The sequence below is a fragment of the Providencia sp. 21OH12SH02B-Prov genome, from assembly GCF_027362595.1.
Taxonomy (GTDB): domain Bacteria; phylum Pseudomonadota; class Gammaproteobacteria; order Enterobacterales; family Enterobacteriaceae; genus Providencia; species Providencia zhejiangensis.
Window position 1 is genome coordinate 2,441,527 of sequence record NZ_CP114796.1, and the last position, 23,492, is coordinate 2,465,018.

Here is a 23,492-nt window from a genome sequence, read left to right on the forward strand (position 1 = left end):
TTCTTATGAAGCCTTCCCTTATTTTTATCGTTCCTTTCTCTTTTCTTTTACTCGCTTGCTCTCCTCCAGAAAATAGAATTCATACCGCAATAAAAAAAGAGATTGCCACATATTACCCTGACCCTGATTCAATACAATATAAAGATATTGTTGTTCATCGAAATGCCAATGAAGCTATCGTTTGTGGTGAATTTAATGCAAAGAACAATCAAAATGAGTTGATGGGGTTTAAACCATTTGTCAGTGAAATTTATATTGGTGACAATATAGAGATCAACTCTATTCGTGTTGGTAATCGTATTCGCAAAGAGAGTTTTCCTGCCTTAGTTTGTCAGCATGGCAGCTATGATGAAGGTGTTAAAGCACAGAATCGGCAAAATAAAGCGTTTTTAGATAATATGAATGGGTTAGCTCAGATAGAAAGCTATATTGACGATTCATCCGTCGGCAATCGTGTAAGGTCTTACCTTATTAATAGAGCAAAAGAGATCTACGAGAATGAATTAAGCCCCGAAACACTCAAGGTCGTGGACTCCACTGAAGGTCGTTTGGTCACTGTTGTTGCCTATAAAAAAGGTGATGATGTCTACTTTGCTTCTATACTCAACCAAGAGATCTATGAGTTAGAACCAATAAAAAATTCCGTCGTAAAATATATTCATGGGGCTGAAAAAGATAAGAACCTCGTTGTGTTAGGAAATTATACGACGGAAGATAATGGTGAAAAAGTCTCTGAACTGCTCCTATTAGCCGTAGAGATCCTAGAAAATGGTGTATCATATGCAAATGCCGTTTTCCCAGCCAAGTCTTAATTAAACGTCATTTAATTGGGCACATTATTTTTTATAATTGCCCAATCAATTTAAGTGTATTTATCGCATAAAGAAGGTTATCTTATACGCCATTACGTCTATTTTATCGATACAACCAATCATATTATTGACGCCTTTAAAGAGTGAAATTATTGTCGTCGAGTTGATACCTTCTTATTATCGCCCTACTCTTTATTTCTAGAGCAATATTATCCCTAATGGGCTTGGTATATTATTTATCGTGAAAAGAATACATTCGATGATATATTGCTAATATAGATTAACTGACCAAAAAAAGAGAGATAAATATCCCTCTTTTTTATCGTTCTATTGTTGAATAACGTCGCCGCTATGCCGAAATTTTTTCAGTAATCGAAATAAAATCTTTCATTGCCTCAACTGTTGGCCCATCAACACAGTAATGTGTAAACTCATCATTTTCACTGTTTGATGCCATCGTCACACCAACTTTACGGTAGTTCATGCTTGAGGGAACTGATTTACCCGCTGAGCTGTGCACTTCCGTCAAACCGATTTCCATAAACTTACTTAAATTGGCTAATCGTACCCCAGCGCCAGCCATAATGATTGGGCCATTGATTTCTCGGCTTTTTTCGTTTAGCTCTTTCAGTAATGGTAAACCTAACTCTGCATTTTGTTGTTGTCCAGAGGTCAGGATCCGAGCCACACCTAAGTTTTTTAACTGTTCAAGGGCAAGCAATGGATTAATACACATATCAAAGGCACGGTGAAAAGTAATATGCATTCCTTGTGCTATTTCCATCAATATATGCATACGATCAATATCAATACGCCCTTCGGTATCAAGGATACCGATGACAGCACCAGGAAAGCCCATTTCTTTTACCATAATCAAATCATCTCTGATCACATCAAATTCATTTGTGTCATAGCAAAAATCACCGCCGCGAGGACGAATTATTGGGTGAACGGGAATATGCAGTTTTTCGTTTGCTAACTTTAAATACCCATAACTCGGTGTTAGGCCACCATCAGCTGCACCAGAACATAATTCAATGCGATCAGCGCCATATTCTTGGGCGACTTGAGCGCATTCAATACCAAAACAGCAAATCTCCAGCTTTGCCATGACCACCTCCAAAGATAGAATCAAACTCTGACGTTAAAACTTAATTCATCAACTTAATATGAGCCTGTTATTCGTTAACATTTAGCTAATAATGCCATTAATTTCTGAGCGTTATCGGATAGATATCACACCATGAACAGTTTTTTCCGAATTATTAGTCATAACGTTAATTGCATCACTTATTTTTCGCTTTCTATCACCTGTTTTAGCGTGTAAGGGTGATATTTTACCGTTATCTCCCCATTAGTGACTGCTAATGTTGGATTTGGCAAGCTTTCACTCTGCCCTTTAGGCTGGCTCATTTTCACGCTATAACCTTCTGGTAGCGGTTGAGGTAACAGATCAAGCGCCGCACTTTCTAACTGTTCAGGCGCGACGTTCATCACCAGCTCAATATGTTCCCATGATTCTTGGGCATACCTTTTATCTTTTGGAAAAGGGAGTTCAACGACAGAGACTTCCTGAGCTGCAATCACTAAAGGTCTATTAAGCTCAAATAAACAAATAGGACGTCCGTTGATTTCATTTTCAGATAAAAGCTGAGCGCATTTTAATAGGCCTTTTTGCCAACGTTGTGCTGTCTCGATATGATGGCAACGAACAGAAATGTGGTCAATCTGATAATCAGTGAGTGAAAGAGATAACTCTGCCGCCATCTTCGCTAATTTTTGCTCAAACTCAGGTAATGCATTCCACAAATCATGCAACTCAAGCACTTCAACAAATTCAGTCATTCAACATACTCTTTTTCATACATTAATATTTCGTGTGTTAAATCACTCGTCGTGAGTATCCTCATTCAAATTGAAGAATGATCAGCAGACAGTGAATAAAACGGCTTGACTGTAGCACGACTCCTCAAAAATATGGTATAAAACCTGCCGAATTTTCTCTTCTTTCTTTTAGTTCTGCGCGTGTAATGGCACAATGCGCTAACTATGTTCGTTATTTAAGGTAATCCGGTGAATATTCAGGCTATTCTTTCAGATAAAATCAGTGCTGCAATGCAGGCAGCGGGAGCCCCAGAAGGCAGTGATGCACTTGTGCGTCAATCAGCAAAAGCCCAATTTGGTGACTATCAAGCAAATGGTGTCATGGGCGCAGCGAAAAAAATGGGCATCAATCCCCGACAACTGGCCGAGCAAGTTGTCAGCCATTTAGATCTTGAAGGTATTGCAAGCAAAATAGACATTGCTGGGCCGGGTTTCATCAATATCTTTCTTGAGCCAAACTGGATCACGACCCAAGCTGAACACGCATTGAGCAGTGACCACCTTGGCTTATCACCCGTGAAATCTGAAACGATAGTTATCGACTACTCTGCCCCGAACGTCGCTAAACAAATGCACGTGGGCCATTTACGTTCAACGATTATCGGTGATGCTGCTGCCCGTACCTTAGAGTTTTTAGGTCATAAAGTGATCCGCGCTAACCACGTAGGTGACTGGGGTACCCAATTTGGTATGCTCATTGCTTATCTTGAAAAGATGCAAAATGAAAATGCCAGTGACATGGCACTGGCTGATCTCGAAGAGTTTTACCGCGAAGCGAAACAGCATTATGACTCAGATGAGGCTTTTGCCGAACGTGCGCGCGGTTATGTGGTGAAACTGCAATCAGGTGATGAGTATTGCCGCAAAATGTGGCGTAAATTGGTTGATATCACCATGCAACAAAATCAGCAAACCTATCATCGCCTCAATGTTACTTTGACTGAAGATGATGTGATGGGTGAAAGTCTCTATAACGATATGTTGCCAGGGATTGTTGCGGATCTTAAAGCCAAAGGCTTAGCGGTTGAAAGCGAAGGAGCCACCGTCGTTTACCTTGATGAATTTAAAAACAAGGAAGGCGAACCAATGGGTGTCATCATCCAGAAAAAAGACGGCGGTTTTTTATATACAACAACCGATATTGCTTGTGCTAAATATCGCCACGAGGTTCTGCATGCAGATCGTGCTCTTTACTATATTGACTCACGTCAGCATCAACACTTGATGCAAGCTTGGACCATTGTTCGTAAAGCTGGCTATATTCCTGAGTCTATGTCACTTGAACACCATATGTTCGGGATGATGTTAGGTAAAGATGGCAAACCTTTCAAAACACGTTCTGGTGGCACCGTTCGCCTTTCTGATTTATTAGATGAAGCGATCGAACGCGCGCAAATTCTAATCCGTGCTAAAAATCCTGATATGCCCGAAGATGAGCTTAATAATGTTGCTAATGTTGTTGGTATTGGTGCCGTTAAATATGCGGATCTATCAAAAAGCCGTACAACAGACTACATTTTTGATTGGGATAACATGCTCGCTTTCGAGGGAAATACCGCGCCATATATGCAATATGCCTACACCCGTGTCGCCTCAATCTTCAAAAAAGCCAACATCACACAAGCTGATCTGACTCAGCCAATGGCGTTACAAGATCCTCGTGAACTCGCACTTGCTACTCGTCTCATGCAGTTTGAAGAAACAATATTGATGGTAGCACGTGATGGTACGCCTCATGTCATGTGTGCTTATCTGTATGATTTAGCAGGTCTGTTCTCTAGTTTCTACGAGCACTGCCCTATTTTAACTGCTGAAAACGATGCACAACGTCAAAGCCGTTTAAAACTCGCACTATTAACTCAAAAAACCTTGAAAGCGGGCTTAGATACATTAGGCATCGAAACTGTCGAACGCATGTAATATACCGCTTGACCATCAACCCATATCCTAGGATATGGGTTTTTTATAGGTATCTTAATAATAAAAAACGCGCCCAAAACAGCGCGTTTTTTATATATGAATCAGCAAATAATGTTAAATGCTGTGCTTTTTAAAATCCCTTGGGCGGAAGCCTAAAGCAAACAGAGCCGCAAAATAACTCCCCGCACCGATAATCACGACAAACATTAAACGCAACATGCGCATGGCCATATTCCCGTCTTGCCATTCTGGCATAAACTGCAATACACCAAACAGAACCGCTGCCATGACAATAAGTGCGACGATGAGTTTAAAAATAAAGACTTTCCAACCTGCAAGTGGTTTGAAAATTTCTTGTTTGCGTAACTGCCAATACAGAACCCCAGCATTAAAACAGGCCGCCAAACCAATTGACAGCGCTAAACCTGCATGCTTCATTGGCCCAATAAAGGCTAAATTCATTAATTGCGTTAAGATTAACGTAACAATAGCGATTTTAACTGGCGTTCTAATATCCTGACGAGAATAAAAACCCGGTGCTAAAATTTTCACTAAAATCATGCCGGTAAGCCCTACACAATATGCCATCAATGCATATTGTGTCATCAACGAGTCATGCGCCGTAAACTTATCATATTGGAATAAAGACACGGTTAATGCTTCTGACAAAATAGCTAATCCAATGGCGCAAGGTAAGGCTAACAATAAGCAAAGGCGTAGCCCCCAGTCCATTAAATGACGGTATTCTTGATGATTGCCACTCGTAAAACTTTTTGATAGTGATGGCAATAAAATAGTCCCTAACGCAACCCCAAGAACACCGGAAGGTAATTCCATCAACCTATCGGCGTAATACATCCAAGATACGGAACCTGACTGCAAGAATGACGCGAAGATCGTATTGATAATCAAAGAAATTTGACTGACCGATACCCCAATAATAGCTGGCCCCATCATTTTCATCACTCGCCAAACCCCACTATCACGAAAAGAGATCCGCGGGAGGACAAGCATACCGATTTTTTTCAAATGAGGGAGCTGATAGACCAGCTGTAAAACCCCTCCCACAATAACCGCCCAAGCCAATGACATCACTGGCGGATCAAAATAAGGGGCAGCAAATGCAGCAAAGAAAATCATACTCACGTTCAGAAGGGTCGGGGCAAACGCGGGGACCGAGAAGCGGTTCCAAGTGTTCAATATTGCCCCTGCCAGTGATGCTAATGAGATCAAGAAAATATAGGGGAAAGTAACACGTAAGAGATCGGTGGTTAACGCAAATTTATCGGCATCTGTGGTAAAACCGGGTGCAGTGACATAGATTATCCATGGTGCGGCGATCATCCCAAGGACAGTCACAATGGCTAAAGCCAATGTCAGCATTCCAGAAATATAAGCAACAAAAGTACGGGTTGCTTCATCGCCTTGTTGATTCTTATATTCCGCTAATATTGGCACAAACGCTTGTGAAAATGCGCCCTCGGCAAAAATTCGGCGCAACAGATTGGGCAGTTTGAATGCAACAAAAAAAGCATCTGCCGCGGCTCCAGCCCCAAATACTCGAGCAATGATAGCATCACGGATAAACCCAAGCACTCGAGACATCATCGTCATGGAGCTTATCGCTGCTAATGATTTTAATAAATTCATGATAGGCAAACTAAAAGAAAACAATCGTGCTAGTTTATCAGTGCAGAGCATAACTGACTATGATTGAAAAGTTAAAATCGGATTTTACTCGTCTACTGAAAGCGACAACCCAGCGAGCATAGCCAGTGGCTGGTGTTTAGCAGCTCTTCAGCATATTGAGCAAGACACTTAATCAAGGTTTTATTTGTTTCCAATTTTCATTGGTAAGTGCTGTTAAAACATGATCACGCCATTGACCATCAATTTGCAAATATTGTTTTGCATAACCTTCTCGTTCAAAACCAAGACGTGCTAATAGATTGCCACTACGCAGGTTATGTGGCATATAGTTCGCCATAATCCGGTGCATGCCTTGATGTGTTTGCATATAACGGATAGTGTGAGCAAGAGCCTCATACATCAATCCCTTCCCTTGCCATTTTTCACCTAACGAGTAGCCTAAATAGCATGCATGAAAAGCGCCACGCAGCACATTACTAAAGTTAGCAACACCGATCACTTCATTTTCTTGATTATCTAATAATAAAAAATGATAGGCATTACCCTGACGATGCAATTCGGTCATTAGGTGTAAACGATTGTTCCAACTTGATGGATTGAAATGTGAGCTATCGCGAGTCGGCTCCCATGGTTTTAAAAACTCTTTATTTTCGCTGTAATAATCCGCTAACCGATAGCTATCACGCTCATACGCTAAACGTACAACCATTCTTTCTGTCACAAGACGTACTTTTGGCTCATTTGTTCGATAACCAAACATCGTTAACCCTTTTAAAATTGAATCACCAGAAACGGCGTAATGCTAAAAAATAAAACATTAATAACTCATCGTTCTAACGATAAAAAAATATCATCTTCCCTTGCCTATTCTACTGATATTATTGATGGGAGACATTAAGAATCCTTCCTTCTTTGTTATTTTTTACGATGGTGTGTCATGGCGCAGGTATCACAGGCGAGAAGTCTGGGTAAATATTTTTTACTCCTAGACAATATGTTGGTTGTTCTAGGTTTTTTTGTCGTGTTTCCATTAATTTCCATCCGTTTTGTTGACCAATTAGGTTGGGCGGCAGTCATTGTCGGCTTTGCACTCGGTCTTAGGCAATTTGTGCAACAGGGTTTAGGCATTTTTGGTGGCGCTATTGCAGACCGTTTTGGTGCCAAACCAATGATTGTCATAGGCATGTTACTGAGAGCTTGTGGTTTTGCATTAATGGCAATCGCTCATGACCCATGGGTGCTGTGGCTATCCTGCATACTATCCGCATTAGGTGGCACCTTATTTGACCCTCCCAGAACGGCATTGGTTATCAAATTAACCCGTCCCTATGAGCGTGGCCGTTTTTATTCGCTACTTTTGATGCAAGATAGTGCTGGTGCAGTGATCGGCGCACTGATTGGCAGCTGGCTACTCCAATATGACTTCCATTATGTCTGTTGGGCGGGTGCCTTCGTCTTCGTGATTGCCGCAATCTGCAATGCTTGGTTATTACCGGCTTATCGTATTTCAACGGTTCGAACACCAATCAAAGAAGGCATGGGGCGTGTTCTTAAAGATAAACGCTTTGTCACCTATGTTGTTACCCTTGCCGGTTATTTTATGTTATCCGTACAAGTGATGTTGATGTTTCCCATCGTTGTTAATGAGCTGGCAGGTACCCCAACCGCAGTAAAATGGATGTATGCGATTGAAGCGATGATTTCATTAACGTTGCTTTATCCTATCGCTCGTTGGAGTGAAAAGCATTTTCGACTCGAGCAACGTTTGATGGCAGGACTCTTTTTAATGAGTTTAAGCATGTTCCCGATTGGCATGACAAGCTCATTACAGGTTCTTTTTGGGTTAATTTGTTTATTCTATTTAGGCACGGTGACCGCAGATCCTGCAAGGGAAACGCTAAGTGCTTCACTGGCTGATCCCCGTGCCCGCGGCAGCTATATGGGGTTTAGTCGCTTGGGATTGGCCTTAGGTGGCGCAGTTGGTTACACTGGTGGCGGCTGGATGTACGATATCGGTCATCAATGGAATGTACCACAACTACCTTGGTTCTTATTAGGAACGATTGGATTTATTACCCTGTGGGCACTGCATAAACAGTTTAACCGCAAAAAAATTGAATCCACCATGCTAAGTGGCTAATTCAACGTATGTTTAAGTGACTCAAGCAATCATAAATTGTAACGCTCACCAATAAAAATCAGAACAGAAGACCAACTAACCCCAATTATAGGATAAGATAATGGGGTTACTGTAAAAGGAGTGTTTATGAAACAATTTATCTTGGCGGCAATAATTGGCTGTTTGACGATACTGACTGGCTGTAGTCAAATCACTGAATTTTCTATCAGTGAAAACACACTTAACCAATATCTTGCGACAAAAGTTAAATATAACCATAAAGTCGGTATTTCCGGTGTGGCTGATGCAGATATTCAATTAGCTAACTTGAAATCAGAAATTGGTCGTAGTGAGCCCGGAAAAGTAGCATTAACAGGTGATGCAACCGTCAACTTAGACACTTTATTAGGTAAAACAGAGGCTAAAATTGCATTAACATTGACAGCCCGTCCCTATTTTGATGTAAAAACAGGGTCAATTTACTTAAAAGAACTCAATATTAGCCAATATCAAGTGACCCCAGAAAATATGGATACCGCTATCGCCGCTGTCATCCCTTATTTAAATAGTTCACTGGAAACTTTTTTTGAAACACAACCCGTTTATGTGTTAAATCCTGACAATGGTGCAGCTGAAGCAACCGCGAAAAAACTCGCTAAAGGGTTAGAAATTAAACCTGGGAAGTTAATTATTCCTTTAGTCGAGTGACATCCATAAATTTTTTCGATTGAAAACAGCACAAAAGGCAACGAATAATACGTTGCCTTTTTGCTATTTCGTCTTATTAGAAAGAACTTCACCGCTAATGTTGCACATGAGCAACCTATAACAGGTTCAAAAACACAAAACTTATCGTCAGAATAGTCCCTCATAAAGAGAAACGGCTCACCTATAGGATGGAGCTCCCTCTGAATGAGTGAATCGCAAAAGTGACAGCGTCACTCTGATTCTAATTCGTCACGCAGTTCAATAACTGCATCACGAGCAATTTGAGCTAATGTACGATAAAACGCGGTTGTTGCATGTGCTTCCATTTTTCCCAAAAATGCCCCATACCAGCTCAAGATAAAGCTATCAAATAACTCAATTTGGGCTGCTATTTCATCTTCTGCCGCTTGATCTTCCAACCATGATGCCGCCAATAGCAACGCACCAAACGCATCGACTCGGCCAGCAGTGAGTGTCATTCCTCTTTCAACAAGAAATTCACGAATTTCGGCTTCTGCTATTTCTTCATCATAATCATGAGCGAATACTGAAACTGCCGGTGTTTCACCAGTAAATAAAGCTTGATAGTCAGCAACGATAGCTTTCATATCAACCGATTTGGCCATACGTGCCCACAACTCATCCTGCTCTAATGGCCATGATGCTTTCAGTTTATCTTGGGCGATCATATCCAGTAGTGGCTTAACCACGCTATCATCAGGAGCACGTTGAAAAAGCGTTCCTAGAATACGACAAACGATCGAAAATTCGTTCATTTAAGTTTCCTGTGTTGCATTACGCGATAACTTATCATAAGTATACTCTATATCACTCCAAACGTAGTGAGACAAAAAACGAATCAGCGGCTAGCCATACCAATCACTCTATGGCTAGCACACCTAAACGCAGGAAAATGTTCTCTCGCACTCGCCTACCGTTTGAAGTCTCTCAAGTATACCTTAATACCCCCGCTGCATATCAACAACACCAACAGGTTCTTGTCCATTTTCAATTCGTTGAATATTGCTACTGATCATATCCATCGCTTCTTTCGGTAAAGTAATAGCAGCAATATGAGGGGTTATCGCCACACGTGGGTGGGTCCAAAAAGGGTGCATCTGAGGTAATGGTTCACTGGCAAATACATCTAAAGAAGCACCCGCAACCTGACCTGAGTCAAGTGCTGCCAGCAGATCTTGCTCAACTAGGTGAGAGCCTCGAGCCAAGTTAATAATATAGGCATTTTTTTGTAACTGACTAAATAAGCTTTGATTTAAAATACCGACGGTTTGTGCTGTACTCGGCAGTAAATTGATTATTACCCGAGTGCCCTGCAAGAAGCGACTTAATTGATCCTGCCCATAATAACTTTTCACTTTATGAATTTGTTTTTCGCTTCGGCTCCAAGTTCTCACATGAAAACCAAACTCTACCAGTCTTTTGGCGACGGCTTGCCCTAAGGCCCCTGCTCCCATGACTCCCACCACAAACTCTTCGTGTCGATTGGCAGGAAGAGGTTTCCATTGGCGCTGTGATTGAAATTGACGGTATTCATCCATGCGGCGGAAGTAATACAGCACTTTCGCCATTGCGTATTCTTCCATCTGTTGTGCCATACCTGTGTCTTCTAAGCGCATTAATGGAACGCCAGCGGGTAAAGTGCCAGGGTTCTCATGCTCTTGTTTTAAAATAGCATCAACCCCCGCACCAAGGGCAAATATGCCTTTAAGATCTTTTCGGCCTGCTAGGCACTCATAAGGAGGTAGCCAAACCATAGCATAATCGGCACTTTGCTTATCGCCTCTAACCCACTGACGAATATTGGCTTGTGGAAGTCTTGCTTTCATGCCGTCTATCCACTCATTGGCATCAAAAAATGGATGATAAAATAGAATATTCATGACAACTCCTCTTGTGTTTACCACAGAGTGTGTCGAAAATGTTTTATTTTCAAGCGAATGCAACGAATGATAAGCGCTGTGATTGAGGTTTTGTTAAGCGGATAACGAATTTAATAATTAAGACTTGAAGTTTATAATTATTAAAGATCCTCGTCGAAAGATTAGATAGTAACCAAATTGTTTTTTATTTAACTAAACAGACCATCAAACTGTTAAAAAGCATCAATAGGGAGTTGACGCAAGGCCCACTTTTCCCTATAGTAGCGCCCCGTTGCAGTACGAGTTATTATCTAGCACTGCAACAAGGTATTTAAAATACGGTGAGGTGTCCGAGAGGCTGAAGGAGCACGCCTGGAAAGTGTGTATACGGCAACGTATCGAGGGTTCGAATCCCTCCCTCACCGCCATTTTATTTATAACTGCCTATCCTCTGAGTATTTATCCTGTTCTGTTGTAAGTCGTTTCTCTGTTTCTTCCTGCTTATTGTCTTGATGATGTGATTGATATTCGCGACTAATTTCTTCCCATACTTCCGCATTTTCGATACCGGCTACTTTGGGGTCAAATACAGGGTCGATACCTAATTTCTCTTGTCTCTCATAGTCACGTAACGCACGAAGAGCTGGCTTAGATAAAAACACAATCGCAATTAAGTTTAGATAGCTCATACTGCCAAAACCAATATCACCCAAGCTCCACATCATGCTAACGGATTGAATACTGCCGATAAATATAATGACCAAAAAGACAATTTTTAGCAGCAGCTTTAAAATAGGGTATTTGAGTTTGCGATCCAAATAAACAATCGTCGTTTCCGCAATATAGTAATAAGCCATCAACGTGGTAAAAGCGAATAAAAAGACCGCTACTGAAACAAACCCAGAGCCCGTTGACTCAAAGACTGTTGAAACCGCCATTTGTGTCCATGCCGTTCCCGCCGCGACGCCCGGTATATGTTCAATGAGTGCAGTCGAGCTCCCATCAGGAAAGACGTTATACATATTAGTGACCAAAATCATCAGCCCTGAGGCAGTGCACACTAACACCGTATCAATGTAGATGGAAAAAGCTTGAATCAATCCTTGCTTTGCAGGGTGACTCACTTCTGCGGCTGCGGAACTAAAAGTGGCTTCCCCTGCTCCAGCGACATTCGAAAATACAGCTCGACGAACCCCCCAAGAGACAGCAGTCCCAACGATCCCCCCGAATACCGCATCCATCCCTAACGCACTACGGAAAATCAAACTAAACATAGCGGGCACTTTGTCATAATGGCTAGATAAAATAATCACCATCATCACAATATAAGCGAGTGCCATTAATGGAACAATTTTGTCCGCTGCGCTAGCAATACGTTTAACACCACCAAAAATTAGCCATGCCATGAGTAATGTCACGATTAATCCCGTCACCACAGGCGGAATATTAAACGATGTTTGGAATGAATCAGCTATCGTATTGGCTTGAATACCCGGAACTAATACGCCGTAAGACAGACAGATTACTGCCGCAACAAAAATAGCAAACGGCGTTAGCTTTAACCCTTTTTCGATATAGTAAGGTGAACCGCCGCGATATTGCCCATCAGAGCGTTGCTTATAAATTTGTGCAAGAGTTGACTCAATAAACGCACTCGCACCCCCTAAGAGCCCCATGACAACCATCCAAAATATCGCCCCTGGGCCACCTGCGGCAATAGCCGTTGCAACACCAGCAATATTACCGACACCAACACGACCTGATAAGGCTAAACAAAATGCTTGGAATGACGAAATCCCCTCTTTTGATGCTTTATTTTCTTTGAGTAAACAGATCATTTTAATCAAATAGCGAAACTGCACACCGCGTGTAGCTAATGTAAAATAGAGACCAACGCCAAGTGATAAAATCACTAAAGCATTACCCCAAATGTATCCAACGAGCGTGTTAACGATGGCTTCCATATGAGTACTCCTTCGTTATTGTCATGATGTTTGCAAGGTAAAAAAAAACCTGAACTTAATAAGCTCAGGTCTATCAAGGAATTAATGGTGGATCATCCAAATCACTTTTGTTTGTGTGTATTGCTCGAAAGCTTCCAGTCCATTATCTTTCCCGCCAAAACCGGATTGTTTAAATCCACCAAACGGCGTGGTAATGTTGCCCTCGCTAAATCCGTTAATGGATACCGTGCCAGCATTAATTTGGCGGGCCACTTTCATGACTCGGTGCACATTCTGACTGTAAAATGAAGCCGCTAATCCATAGTGAGTCTTATTGGCGAGAGTGATAGCCTCTTCATCGCTAGAAAACGTGGAGACGGCAAGTAAGGGACCAAACACTTCATTTTGAAACAGTGACATCTCCGGAGTAACATTGTCGAATATCGTCGGTTCAATGTACCAACCACTCCCGAGTTCACTGTGAATTTTGCCCCCAGCCACCCTTTTTGCGCCCTGTTGTAACGACAATTCAATAAAGGATTTTACTTTTTCAAAATGGGCTTTTTCGATCATTGGCCCAATTGAAACAGATTCATCCATCGGATTGCCAACTTTCCAATCCGCAATTGCAGTAACAAGCTTATCTAACAGTTTACGATGAATGCTTTCATGAACAATTAAGCGCGAACCACAACTGCAATTTTCACTCATATTCCAGAAAGCGGAGGCCATAATATGTGTTACTGCGGCATCGAGATCCGCATCGGCAAAAACGATTTGTGGGCTTTTACCACCACATTCTAAGACTATCTCTTTTAAATTACTTTCAGCGGAGTATTTAAGGAATAATCGGCCCACGTCAGTCGACCCCGTAAAAGAAACAATATCAATATCGTTATGCCGACCAATCGCCTCTCCTACTTTTTCACCTAGCCCACACACTAAACTCAAAGCGCCCTTTGGTACACCGGCTTCATAAGCCAGTTCCACCATTCGATAAGCGCTAAGTGAGGTTAATTCTGCGGGCTTGACGATTACCGAATTACCGGCTGCCAACGCTGGCGCCACTTTCCAAGCAAACATTTGCGCTGGAAAATTCCACGGTAAAACAGCACCAACAACCCCGATAGGTTCTTGAACAATCAATCCCAACTCTTGCTGACCCGTTGGGGCTACTTTGCCGAACATTTTATCCAGCGCTTCTGCATACCAATAAAAGGTTTCCACTGTTGCTGGCATGTCCGTATTCAAACATTCAGTAATTGGTTTACCTGCATCGATACAATCGAGCGCCGCCAGTTCCTCACTATGATATTCAATCAATTCAGCCCAGCGCAGCATTACCTGTTTGCGCTCTTGGGGTGATAAATTTTGCCAACAACCCTCAACAAAAGTACGCCTTGCGGTCAATACCGCGGCTTCAACATCTTGAGCATTACCATCTGCAATAAAACCGATTAGGCTATCGTCGATAGGTGTGCGGTTTTCCAGTTTTGCGCCACTATCACGATAGTTATCGATTAAGTTCCCTGCCCATAATTGACCTGCACGTGCACGTTTAAACACCTCTTCTTTAGTGGTTTTCATGGGGTTCTCCTTATTTAATCAGAGCGAGAAAATCACGTTGTTGCTGTGGTGAGATATTTGATAGCGGCATTCTTACTGGGCCAACATCAACAGTGCCCTTGATACAACCGGCTTTGGCTTTCTGGTTATAATCTCCCGACTCCATTGAATAAATGGCAGGATAAATCTCGGACATGATGCGTTTTGCTGTTGACCAATCACCTTGCTGTGCCGCGTTATAAATAGCGACTTGCTCTGCTGGAAAGACATTTCCAGCACCTGCAATCCAGCTTTTCGCTCCCCAAAAGAAAAAATCAACGGGTTGGTCATCACACCCACAAATCACTTCAAAATTGTCAAACGGGGTTTGCAATAAGCGTAGCGCTCGACTGAAATCCCCACTACTTTCTTTAATGGCGACAATATTTTGAACTTTAGATAAATGCACTACGGTGTCATATTCAATTTCAATACCAATTCGAGCAGGGAAGTTATACATGATGATCGGCAATGGCGTTGCTAAAGCGACTTTTTCATAATGCGCGATCACACCCTGTTGATCAGGCAAGCTATAGGGAGGAGGTGACAGCATCAATCCTTCGTAACCTAAGGATTCCGCTTGATGCGCTCGTTTAATCGCTCCTTCGGTAGATAAGTCATTAATACCCGCAATTAGAGTGACTCGTCCTTTGGCGATTTTACTTACTGTCTTAAGAACTGTTTCACGTTCCTCTTCACTTAATGCGTAGTATTCTCCAGTCGTACCACAGACGACTAGGCCAGATACCCCCTTTTCGATTAACGTTTCGGTTAACTTAGCCAATCCACTGATATTTAAAGAATAATCATCATGAAAAGGTGTCACAATTGGAACGACGATGCCATGAAAATTCATATTAAATCTCCTTAAAATATTAAATAAAACGCTCAATTGAATAAGGGGAACAATCGATTGGTGTCGGTTGTTTTTTAAACAAGCAATGCACAATTTTGGCGGTGATTGCCGATTGAGTTAGCCCTAAATGTTGATGGCCAAAAGCAAAAATGTAAGGTCCTTTTTTATCAATAACTGGTAAAGAATCGGATAGCGTGGGGCGAAACCCCATCCACTCAGTACGTTGGTTTTCATTAAGTGGAGTTTTAAGCATGGGGTTAGCAAGAGGAATAAAATGGCGGGCACGTTGCATATTGGCAGGACGTTTTAATCCTGCGTACTCAACGGTGCCAGCAAGACGTAACCCCCCCTTCATTGGCGTCATGATAAAACGTCTATCTAAACTTGAGACAGGTATGCTCAAGCGATCCGTTTCATTCGGTAGCATTAAGTGATACCCACGTTCAGTTTCAAGTGGCACGCGAATACGACTGACCATGTTCACTAATGATTTAGAAAAGGCACCACCTGAAATAACGACCTGTTTAGCAACTAACTGCCCTTTGGTTGTCGTTAAAATGACGCGCTCACTTGAGGGAGAGTGAATGGCAGTCACTTCACATTGAGAGAGCACTTCACCACCTAATCTCACAAAATGCTCGGTTAATTTAGTGTGTAACGCTTTTAAGTCGACAACATGGCCAGTATCCGGATAGTAGAGCCCGCCCAATTGGTTGTTCGCAAGCCCTGGCTCACGTGCTAACAATTGCGCTTGGCTCAACCATTGGTTACTAACCCCTATTGAATTGAGATATTCACCTTGCTTTTGTAACTTTTCACCGGAGGCTTCTTTTTCAACGACTAATAAAGACCCCTGAATTTTGACTAACTCGGTTAATTGCCATTGGGCGCTGAATTCTTGCCATGCGGCAAGTGCTACACCATTAATCGTAGAAAGTGCATGATGAATATGCATGAAAGGCTTATGACGCATATTACCTAACAAACGCAATAACCACGGTGTTAAGGGCAATAGGTAGCGCCAATCCAAACGCAAAGGACCAAGAGGATCAAATAGCATTGCCGGAATCGCTTTTAAAATCGCTGGGTCAGCGACAGGAAATACTTGTTCAGTCGCGATATGCCCCGCATTACCAAATGAAGCACCAGCACCAATATGATCTTTTTCCACAAGCAAAACATCGATATCATCGGCCTGTAGCGTAAGCGCGATACTTAATCCAATAATGCCGCCACCAACCACAATAACGGAATATTTTTTGTCCATAGGCACCTCTCACGAAGCCGTGATCCCCCAGCGAAACGGGTCTTCTTCATCAATGAGCAAGGTATTACGACCGCTAATATATGCCGTCCCTCGAATCGTTGGGATGATGCCATTACCATCGGCCCAGAGATAACTGGCTTCAAATTGGCTCCCAATCACACTTGCCTGATGCCAAAGTGCCCCTTCATTGAGTTTTCCATCTGCGGCTAAACAAGCGAGTTTAGCGCTGGTACCAGTACCGCAAGGGGAACGGTCATACGCACCACCAGGGCACAATACAAAACTTTGGCTATCTGCTTGTGAATGAGGAGCGAAAAGTTCAATGTGATCAATCTCTTGACCATCTTTTCCATAGATATTTTGCTCGGCTAACGCTGATTTGATTTTCAGGCAAATTTCCGTCAATGCTTTGCTATTACGGTGATGAATTGCTAATGGCGATTGCTCAACAAGAAAAAACCAATTTCCTCCCCATGCAATATCCCCTGTCACAATGCCGACTTCCGGAACATTCACGCTGACAGCTTTGCGATAGCGATAGGAGTAAACGTTTTGAATACTCACACTTCCGTCAGCATGTAATGTTGCCTGCACATCACCAACCGGTGTTTCAATCCTGTGCTCACCCACTGTTATTTTTCCGAGGTAAGCTAAAGAAGCCACAAGGCCAATCGTGCCATGTCCACACATGCCTAAATAACCTTCGTTATTAAAAAATATAACGCCCGCAGCGGCTTGTGGGTTTTGCGGCTGACAAAGTAGTGCGCCAACTAAAATATCATTGCCACGCGGCTCAAGTATGGTGGCCGTACGCCATGGGTCATATTCGTTTTTTAATCGTTGTAAACGCGATGCCATACTGCCGTTACCAAGATCAGGAAAACCGTCAATGACTAATCGCGTTGGTTCACCTGCCGTATGGGAGTCAATTACCTCAATTTGTGTATAACGCTTGTGCATATCACATCCTCTGTTCACATTAATTGTTAACAGAATGCTTGATTATTGTTAAAGATTCTTGATATCTTTCGTGCACACTGATGCGCAATTCAGCACAATATAAAAATATTTCAGAGAACTAATCACATTTGTTGAACCTGCCGGAGGCCGCATGATTAATTTAAATAAATTGCTGTTAATTAGTCAGGAAAATATGCTGTTTCCCGTTGATAATATTGAAATATTATTAAATCACCTCGGTCTCGTCATGCCGTTAATTAATACATTACCGAATGTCACTTTTTTTGTTAAAGATGAAAATGCAAAATATCTTCTTGCGAATGAAAATCTCGCTAAGCGTTGTAAAATGAATACTGTTGATGACGTCATTGGAAAACGTGCCGAAGACATCTTTCATTCTGAATTAGGCCGCAGTTACAGTTCACAAGATTATCTTGTGATGCAGAAAAAAATTAGTGTTATTAATAAACTGGAGTTACATCTTTATAAAGCTGGAATGCTAGGTTGGTGTGTTACGACGAAAGTCCCTATTTTCAATACCCATAACCACGTTATTGGTGTAGCAGGGATTTCTGTTGATTTACAAGACGAAAAGTCAGTAAGCCAAAAATTAAATAAACAGTTAGATCAAGTTGAAAAATTTATTAGTCACCATTTTGATACCCCGATCAAAATAACAACGCTTGCCGACATATCAGGTTTATCATTATCACAGCTTAATCGTCAATTTAAAGCGGTGTTTAACATTACCCCTCAACAATATATTCAAAAAAAACGCCTAGAACATGCTATAGAATTACTTGAAGAAGACCATTCAATTACTGAAATATCCATCAAATGTGCATACGCAGACCACAGTGCTTTTTGTCGCAAATTTAAAGAAATGACGACCATGACACCGAGCCAATTTAAACGAATGAGATTAAATATTGCGAATAAATATGTGATTGATGAACCGCTAATTTAAACAATAAAGTCACGGTTAAAATTAACTTATTCTTCCATCTTTTCGAAAAAACATCTTCTATTAAGATGTTTTTTTATGTTTTACATTTTATTCATGCCAAATAGCAGAATGGCTACCTTACCTATCTATACTTCATCGGCACAATAATGAATATGATTAAACAGGCTGGAGGATTTTGATTTTATCGGTGTTCTTCAACTTATTATTCATTAAACACCTCCTTCACCTTATTATTTCATTATGTCTACCTGTCAAAATATCATCAATCTATTCTACACTCTGATAACATTTAAGATTGAATGATGATCTTGCTCACAAGTAGCGACATGATTATATTTGACAAATTTGAAAACAACTCTTTTGTTTAACGGATATAAAATATCATTTAATATCAAATTATTAATAACGCTCACACTGAAACTTAATCTTGTTGAGTCCCCCATCAAGGCGCTAACTTAGGATAGATCTTATTGCGGTAGAAAGATAATAGCGTATTGATATAGTGTATATTTGCAACATAATGGTTGTGATTAGCAAGGATGAATGGATGACAATTTACGATCTGAAACCCAAATTTCAGAACCTGCTACGCCCTATCGTTAAAAAACTTTATGACGCTGGTGTAACAGCAAATCAGGTAACGCTTGCTGCAATGCTGTTATCGATTTTAGTCGGCGCACTACTGTTTATTTTTCCAAATCCACACTTATTTATTCTATTACCCTTTGTATTATTCATTCGAATGGCCTTAAATGCCATTGATGGTATGCTTGCTCGTGAATATCATCAAAAAAGCCATCTTGGCGCAATGTTAAATGAAATCGGTGATGTTGTTTCCGATATCGCATTGTATTTTCCCTTTGTCCTACTATTTCCTCATAGTTTTGGGTGGATATTACTGCTCCTCTTTCTTTCTATCTTAACTGAATTTATTGGTGTCGTGGCTCAAGCTATAGGAGCTTCACGACGTTATGATGGCCCTATAGGTAAAAGTGACCGTGCTTTTATTTTTGGGACATTTGGACTCGTTATCGCGTTATTCCCACAACTGATGACCACAAACTGGTTTACCATGGTATTTGCTCTCCTTTCTTTATTGTTGCTTTATACCTGCTATAACCGTACCCGCAAAGCTCTGAATGAACTCAGCACAAAAGTGGCGCATAATAAGGAAACTCCATGAATATTCAGGAAGACTATGCGACTCAACGCCCTGTCGTTGAATCACAATTTATCACCAGTGACCGCACTTCTTTGTTTTATCGCTATTGGCCAACAGAACAATCAACAGATAAAGCGATTATTTTATTTCACCGAGGGCATGAACACTCTGGGCGAGTCGCTCATCTTGTCGATGAATTAAATTTACCCGACTATGCCATGTTTGCCTGGGATGCTCGGGGACACGGCCGTAATGATGGCCCTCGTGGTTACAGTCCCTCTTTAGGTACATCAATTCATGATGTTGATGAGTTTATTCGCTATATTTCCACTCAATATCAAATTCCATTAGAAAATATTATTGTTATCGGCCAAAGTGTTGGAGCTGTATTAGTGTCTACTTGGGTGCATGACTATGCGCCACCCATTCGGGGAATGATCCTTGCATCTCCCGCGTTCAAGGTTAAGCTATACGTTCCTTTTGCCCGTACTGGGCTTGCTTTAATGCAAAAAATGCGTGGTCTGTTTTATGTCAACTCCTATGTTAAAGCAAAATTTTTAACTCATGATCAAAAACGTATTGATTCTTTTAATCGAGATCCATTAATTACACGCCCTATTGCTGTCAACATTTTGCTCGAATTATATAAAACGGCTGATAGAGTCGTTGCCGATGCCGGTGCAATTACGCTACCGACACAATTGTTCATTTCCGGTAGCGATCACGTTGTACACCATAAACCCCAGCATCAATTCTATGAACGTTTAAACACCCCGATCAAAGAAAAACATGTATTAGCAAACTTTTACCACGACACGCTCGGGGAAAAAGAACGTCATATACCTATCGCTAAAATCCGTGAATTTATAGATAAACTCTTTTCATTACCTCATTACCGACATAATTATCAATATGAAGATACTTGGAGCGTGAGTGCTGACGCTTATCGCAAACTTACTCAACCACTCCCCCTCTGGAACCCTAAACATCTAGGTTATAAACTACTTAGCAATTCTATGAGTACGCTAGGTAAAGCTTCAGAAGGCATACGTATAGGTTATGATAAAGGTTTCGATTCAGGCTCTACCCTTGATTACATTTATCGCGATAAGGCTCAAGGTAACGGCTTATTTGGTCGCATCATCGATAGACAATATCTTGATAGCATCGGCTGGCAAGGGATCCGCCAACGCAAAATCAATATAGAGAACATGATCAGACAAGCTATCCGTGACCTCAATGATAACCACCAGCCCGTACGTATTTTAGATATTGCAGCAGGACAAGGGCGCTATATCTTCGATGCCATCAATGACTATAGCAAGGTAGAATCGGTCCTCCTACGTGATTACAGCCCTGTTAACGTTGAACAAGGACGACTACATATCAAAGAGCGCTATCTTGAAGATAAAGCGTCTTTTGAAGAAGGTAATGCTTTCGATGCCGATAACTTAGCCGCCATTACCCCTGCCCCAACACTAGGTATTGTCAGTGGTTTATATGAACTTTTCCCTGATAATCATTTAATTCGTGCCTCTTTAAATGGTTTATCCCGCGCCATTCCTTCCGGTGGATTGCTTATCTACACTTGCCAACCATGGCATCCACAAGTTGAAATGATTGCTCGTGTATTACCAAGCCATCAAGGTGGTCAAGCTTGGGTCATGCGTTGCCGTAGCCAAGGTGAAATGGATTCACTTGTTGCAGATGCCGGTTTCGAAAAACTTAATCAGCTAATTGATAACTGGGGAATATTTAGCGTTTCTATTGCACGACGCCGATAATCCCTATTTCAGCGATTCTCTTTGATAAATAAGGTGACTTCGTTCACCTTATGTCTTGATGAATTAAAGAGTCCTAGACTTCTGGCGCTATAATAACGCCTTATGTACCGCCACAACGCATAAATCCTGTATTTCCCATAAGAATACACAACAAAATGGACAAAAATGGACATAGATGGACAGACTAATGACAACCTCACATCAGCCTTTACCTCCTACTTCACGACGAAAAATTGGGTTATACGCTTTTATTTGGTTGCTCTTTTTAGCCCCTTTTTTCTTCCTTACCTATGGACAAGTTAATACTTATACTGCCACATTAACAAACGTCCCTTCTTACGTATATTCTTGGGAACAGCACATTCCTTTTTTATCTTGGACTATTATTCCTTATTGGAGCATTGACCTTTTTTATGGCCTATCTCTTTTTATGTGTACTTCATTAAGAGAACAAAAGATCCATGGAATCCGTTTAATAGTCGCATCATTAACTGCTTGTATTGGTTTTCTATTATTCCCCTTAAAATTTAGCTTTTCTCGACCGGACACGAGTGGAATAGCCGGTTGGATGTTTGAGAGCCTTGAATTATTTGATCTTCCCTATAACCAAGCGCCCTCATTACACATTATTTTATTATGGCTATTATGGTTACGCTTTCGTGCTCATACCCCAACAAAATGGCGGTGGTTACTGCATGGCTGGTCACTATTCATATTAGTTTCTGTCCTCACAACATGGCAGCACCATTTTATTGATGTCATCACTGGCTTTGCTGTTGGAATCCTGATCAGTTATTTTTTGCCAATCGACAGCAAGTGGCATTGGAACTACACAGGAAGCCGCCGCAGCTTAAAGATGACCATTAACTATGGCTTAGGTGCTATCACCTGCCTACTATTGGCTTTTATTATTCAAGGGGCTGCATGGCTATTTTTATGGCCTGCTATTGCCTTATTTATGGTTTCATTAGGTTATCTCGGGTGCGGTGCCTCCGTATTTCAAAAGACTCCCGAAGGCCAAATCTCCCCTTCCGCTTGGGTATTGCTTCTCCCTTACCGATTAATTGCTATTGCTACCTATCATTACTATGCAAAAGCATGTCGGCAACCCAGCCAAGTCAATGAACAACTTATTTTGGGAGGACGCCCACTGTATCATTTGTCAGCTCAGTCCGTTTTCGACATGACTTGCGAATGGCCTCGTAATTCTTATAGTCGCGGCTTAACTTACTGTAGCCAACCGCAAATAGATTTGTTACCACTGAGTGCCGCTGATATTGAACGAGCCATGTCGACAATGGATGCGCTAGCCCAAAATGGCGTGGTTTATGTCCATTGTAAACTCGGTTACTCACGTAGTGCGACAGTCGCCGTTGCATGGCTAGTCCATCGCCGTAGTGCTGTTAGCATTGAAGATGCCATTGAACAAGTTATGCGGGCTAGGCCACAAGTGATCCTCAATGCTGCAACTCTTGAGCAATTACATTATTGGTACCAACAATATTATTCAAAACGGGTGCAATTATGAGTCATTTATCCAATAAGCAATGTGGCGATGTAATGATTATTTTTACAGCAAGTTGGCGTTATTTATGTTGCGCATCATTACTCGCTTTTATTTGCCAACTAATCTTATTTATCGATTCATTTACACAGCATCTTTATTTCTTTTTAGGAACTGTCTTTTTTATTATTAGTCATTATTATATTTTTAGACTCAGTTTAGATAACCATCTCTTTAAAGTATTATACCAAACCCCCGATGCTCATCATTTTGACCTAGCTCTACAGTTTCTTTTCAAGAAAAATCAACATGCTTTGTCTATGGAACAGCGTTGGATTGGAACAAAAAAACTCTTCAACTACGCCCTGGTCTTTGTCATTAGTGCGTGGGGTTGGCTATTAATTTCAATATTGATGACTAATCAATAATTAAATTTAATTCATCAGCCGTGTTATTTAAAAACGGTTATCA

At 41.4% G+C, this 23,492-nt stretch carries 20 protein-coding genes and 1 tRNA gene; 10 read left to right on the top strand and 11 right to left on the bottom strand.

The annotated features are described in order from the left end of the window. Positions 1-5: 5 nt before the first annotated feature. Positions 6-812, top strand: a complete 807-nt coding sequence (locus O7C57_RS11520) for a hypothetical protein (RefSeq protein ID WP_154622288.1) — start codon at positions 6-8, stop codon at positions 810-812. Positions 813-1,161: 349 nt separating this feature from the next. Here O7C57_RS11520 and cutC read toward each other — a convergent pair whose 3' ends face one another. Together cutC and O7C57_RS11530 are read right to left on the bottom strand one after the other, a co-directional pair. Beyond that, positions 1,162-1,923 (bottom strand): copper homeostasis protein CutC, encoded by a 762-nt coding sequence (cutC, locus tag O7C57_RS11525; RefSeq protein WP_154622287.1) that lies wholly within the window; start codon positions 1,921-1,923, stop codon positions 1,162-1,164. A 179-nt stretch (positions 1,924-2,102) separates the two neighbouring features. Then, the gene (locus O7C57_RS11530; RefSeq protein ID WP_163861883.1) at positions 2,103-2,657 is read right to left on the bottom strand and encodes a VOC family protein; all 555 of its coding nucleotides are present in this window, start codon (positions 2,655-2,657) and stop codon (positions 2,103-2,105) included. Positions 2,658-2,885: 228 nt separating this feature from the next. Between O7C57_RS11530 and argS the strand changes: the two genes are divergently transcribed. After that, on the top strand, positions 2,886-4,616 hold the full coding sequence (argS, locus tag O7C57_RS11535) for an arginine--tRNA ligase (protein WP_163861885.1): 1,731 nt from the start codon (positions 2,886-2,888) through the stop codon (positions 4,614-4,616). A gap of 114 nt (positions 4,617-4,730) precedes the next feature. Here the strand turns inward: argS and murJ are convergent, their stop codons facing one another. Continuing rightward, on the bottom strand, positions 4,731-6,266 hold the full coding sequence (gene murJ / locus O7C57_RS11540) for a murein biosynthesis integral membrane protein MurJ (RefSeq protein ID WP_154622285.1): 1,536 nt from the start codon (positions 6,264-6,266) through the stop codon (positions 4,731-4,733). A 172-nt stretch (positions 6,267-6,438) separates the two neighbouring features. Continuing rightward, complete coding sequence (rimJ, locus tag O7C57_RS11545) at positions 6,439-7,026, bottom strand: ribosomal protein S5-alanine N-acetyltransferase (RefSeq protein ID WP_154622284.1); 588 nt, start codon at positions 7,024-7,026, stop codon at positions 6,439-6,441. A gap of 177 nt (positions 7,027-7,203) precedes the next feature. Here rimJ and mdtH point away from each other — a divergent pair, with 177 nt between their 5' ends. Both mdtH and O7C57_RS11555 read left to right on the top strand, forming a co-directional pair. Next, complete coding sequence (gene mdtH / locus O7C57_RS11550) at positions 7,204-8,406, top strand: multidrug efflux MFS transporter MdtH (protein WP_163861888.1); 1,203 nt, start codon at positions 7,204-7,206, stop codon at positions 8,404-8,406. A gap of 126 nt (positions 8,407-8,532) precedes the next feature. Beyond that, entirely contained in the window at positions 8,533-9,093 is a 561-nt protein-coding gene (locus tag O7C57_RS11555) for a lipoprotein (protein WP_247046774.1), read from the top strand. 230 nt (positions 9,094-9,323) lie between these two features. Here the strand turns inward: O7C57_RS11555 and O7C57_RS11560 are convergent, their stop codons facing one another. Both O7C57_RS11560 and ghrA read right to left on the bottom strand, forming a co-directional pair. Further along, entirely contained in the window at positions 9,324-9,869 is a 546-nt protein-coding gene (locus O7C57_RS11560; protein ID WP_269723166.1) for a TorD/DmsD family molecular chaperone, read from the bottom strand. Between the two features lie 183 nt (positions 9,870-10,052). Then, positions 10,053-10,994, bottom strand: coding sequence for a glyoxylate/hydroxypyruvate reductase GhrA (gene ghrA, locus O7C57_RS11565; protein ID WP_154622280.1), 942 nt, complete (start codon positions 10,992-10,994; stop codon positions 10,053-10,055). 319 nt (positions 10,995-11,313) lie between these two features. Between ghrA and O7C57_RS11570 the strand changes: the two genes are divergently transcribed. Then, a tRNA-Ser gene (locus tag O7C57_RS11570) sits at positions 11,314-11,401 on the top strand. A 6-nt stretch (positions 11,402-11,407) separates the two neighbouring features. On the opposite strand, the gene O7C57_RS11575 is transcribed toward O7C57_RS11570, so the two are convergent. The 5 genes from O7C57_RS11575 to O7C57_RS11595 all read right to left on the bottom strand — a co-directional run bounded on the left by O7C57_RS11575 (position 11,408) and on the right by O7C57_RS11595 (position 17,604). Next, a complete protein-coding gene (locus O7C57_RS11575) occupies positions 11,408-12,937 on the bottom strand; it encodes an alanine/glycine:cation symporter family protein (RefSeq protein ID WP_154622279.1) in 1,530 nt (509 codons plus the stop codon). Positions 12,938-13,018: 81 nt separating this feature from the next. Continuing rightward, entirely contained in the window at positions 13,019-14,503 is a 1,485-nt protein-coding gene (locus tag O7C57_RS11580; protein WP_247046773.1) for an aldehyde dehydrogenase, read from the bottom strand. Positions 14,504-14,513: 10 nt separating this feature from the next. Beyond that, the gene (gene dapA / locus O7C57_RS11585) at positions 14,514-15,377 is read right to left on the bottom strand and encodes a 4-hydroxy-tetrahydrodipicolinate synthase (protein WP_154622277.1); all 864 of its coding nucleotides are present in this window, start codon (positions 15,375-15,377) and stop codon (positions 14,514-14,516) included. Between the two features lie 19 nt (positions 15,378-15,396). Next, positions 15,397-16,644 (bottom strand): NAD(P)/FAD-dependent oxidoreductase, encoded by a 1,248-nt coding sequence (locus tag O7C57_RS11590; RefSeq protein WP_154622276.1) that lies wholly within the window; start codon positions 16,642-16,644, stop codon positions 15,397-15,399. A 9-nt stretch (positions 16,645-16,653) separates the two neighbouring features. Continuing rightward, positions 16,654-17,604: a 4-hydroxyproline epimerase gene (locus O7C57_RS11595; protein ID WP_163861895.1), complete on the bottom strand. Its 951-nt coding sequence runs from the start codon at positions 17,602-17,604 to the stop codon at positions 16,654-16,656. A gap of 151 nt (positions 17,605-17,755) precedes the next feature. Here O7C57_RS11595 and O7C57_RS11600 point away from each other — a divergent pair, with 151 nt between their 5' ends. The 5 genes from O7C57_RS11600 (at position 17,756) to O7C57_RS11620 (ending at position 23,449) form a co-directional block, all read left to right on the top strand. Beyond that, a complete protein-coding gene (locus O7C57_RS11600) occupies positions 17,756-18,571 on the top strand; it encodes a helix-turn-helix domain-containing protein (protein ID WP_163861898.1) in 816 nt (271 codons plus the stop codon). Between the two features lie 547 nt (positions 18,572-19,118). Beyond that, positions 19,119-19,754, top strand: a complete 636-nt coding sequence (locus tag O7C57_RS11605) for a CDP-alcohol phosphatidyltransferase family protein (protein ID WP_154623331.1) — start codon at positions 19,119-19,121, stop codon at positions 19,752-19,754. Beyond that, a complete protein-coding gene (locus tag O7C57_RS11610) occupies positions 19,751-21,517 on the top strand; it encodes a bifunctional alpha/beta hydrolase/class I SAM-dependent methyltransferase (RefSeq protein ID WP_269723167.1) in 1,767 nt (588 codons plus the stop codon). Before O7C57_RS11605 ends, O7C57_RS11610 begins: the two co-directional genes overlap by 4 nt. Before the next feature lie 187 nt (positions 21,518-21,704). Continuing rightward, positions 21,705-23,045: a phosphatase PAP2/dual specificity phosphatase family protein gene (locus O7C57_RS11615; protein ID WP_269723168.1), complete on the top strand. Its 1,341-nt coding sequence runs from the start codon at positions 21,705-21,707 to the stop codon at positions 23,043-23,045. Then, positions 23,042-23,449, top strand: coding sequence for a hypothetical protein (locus O7C57_RS11620; RefSeq protein ID WP_154623334.1), 408 nt, complete (start codon positions 23,042-23,044; stop codon positions 23,447-23,449). Before O7C57_RS11615 ends, O7C57_RS11620 begins: the two co-directional genes overlap by 4 nt. Positions 23,450-23,492: the final 43 nt, after the last annotated feature.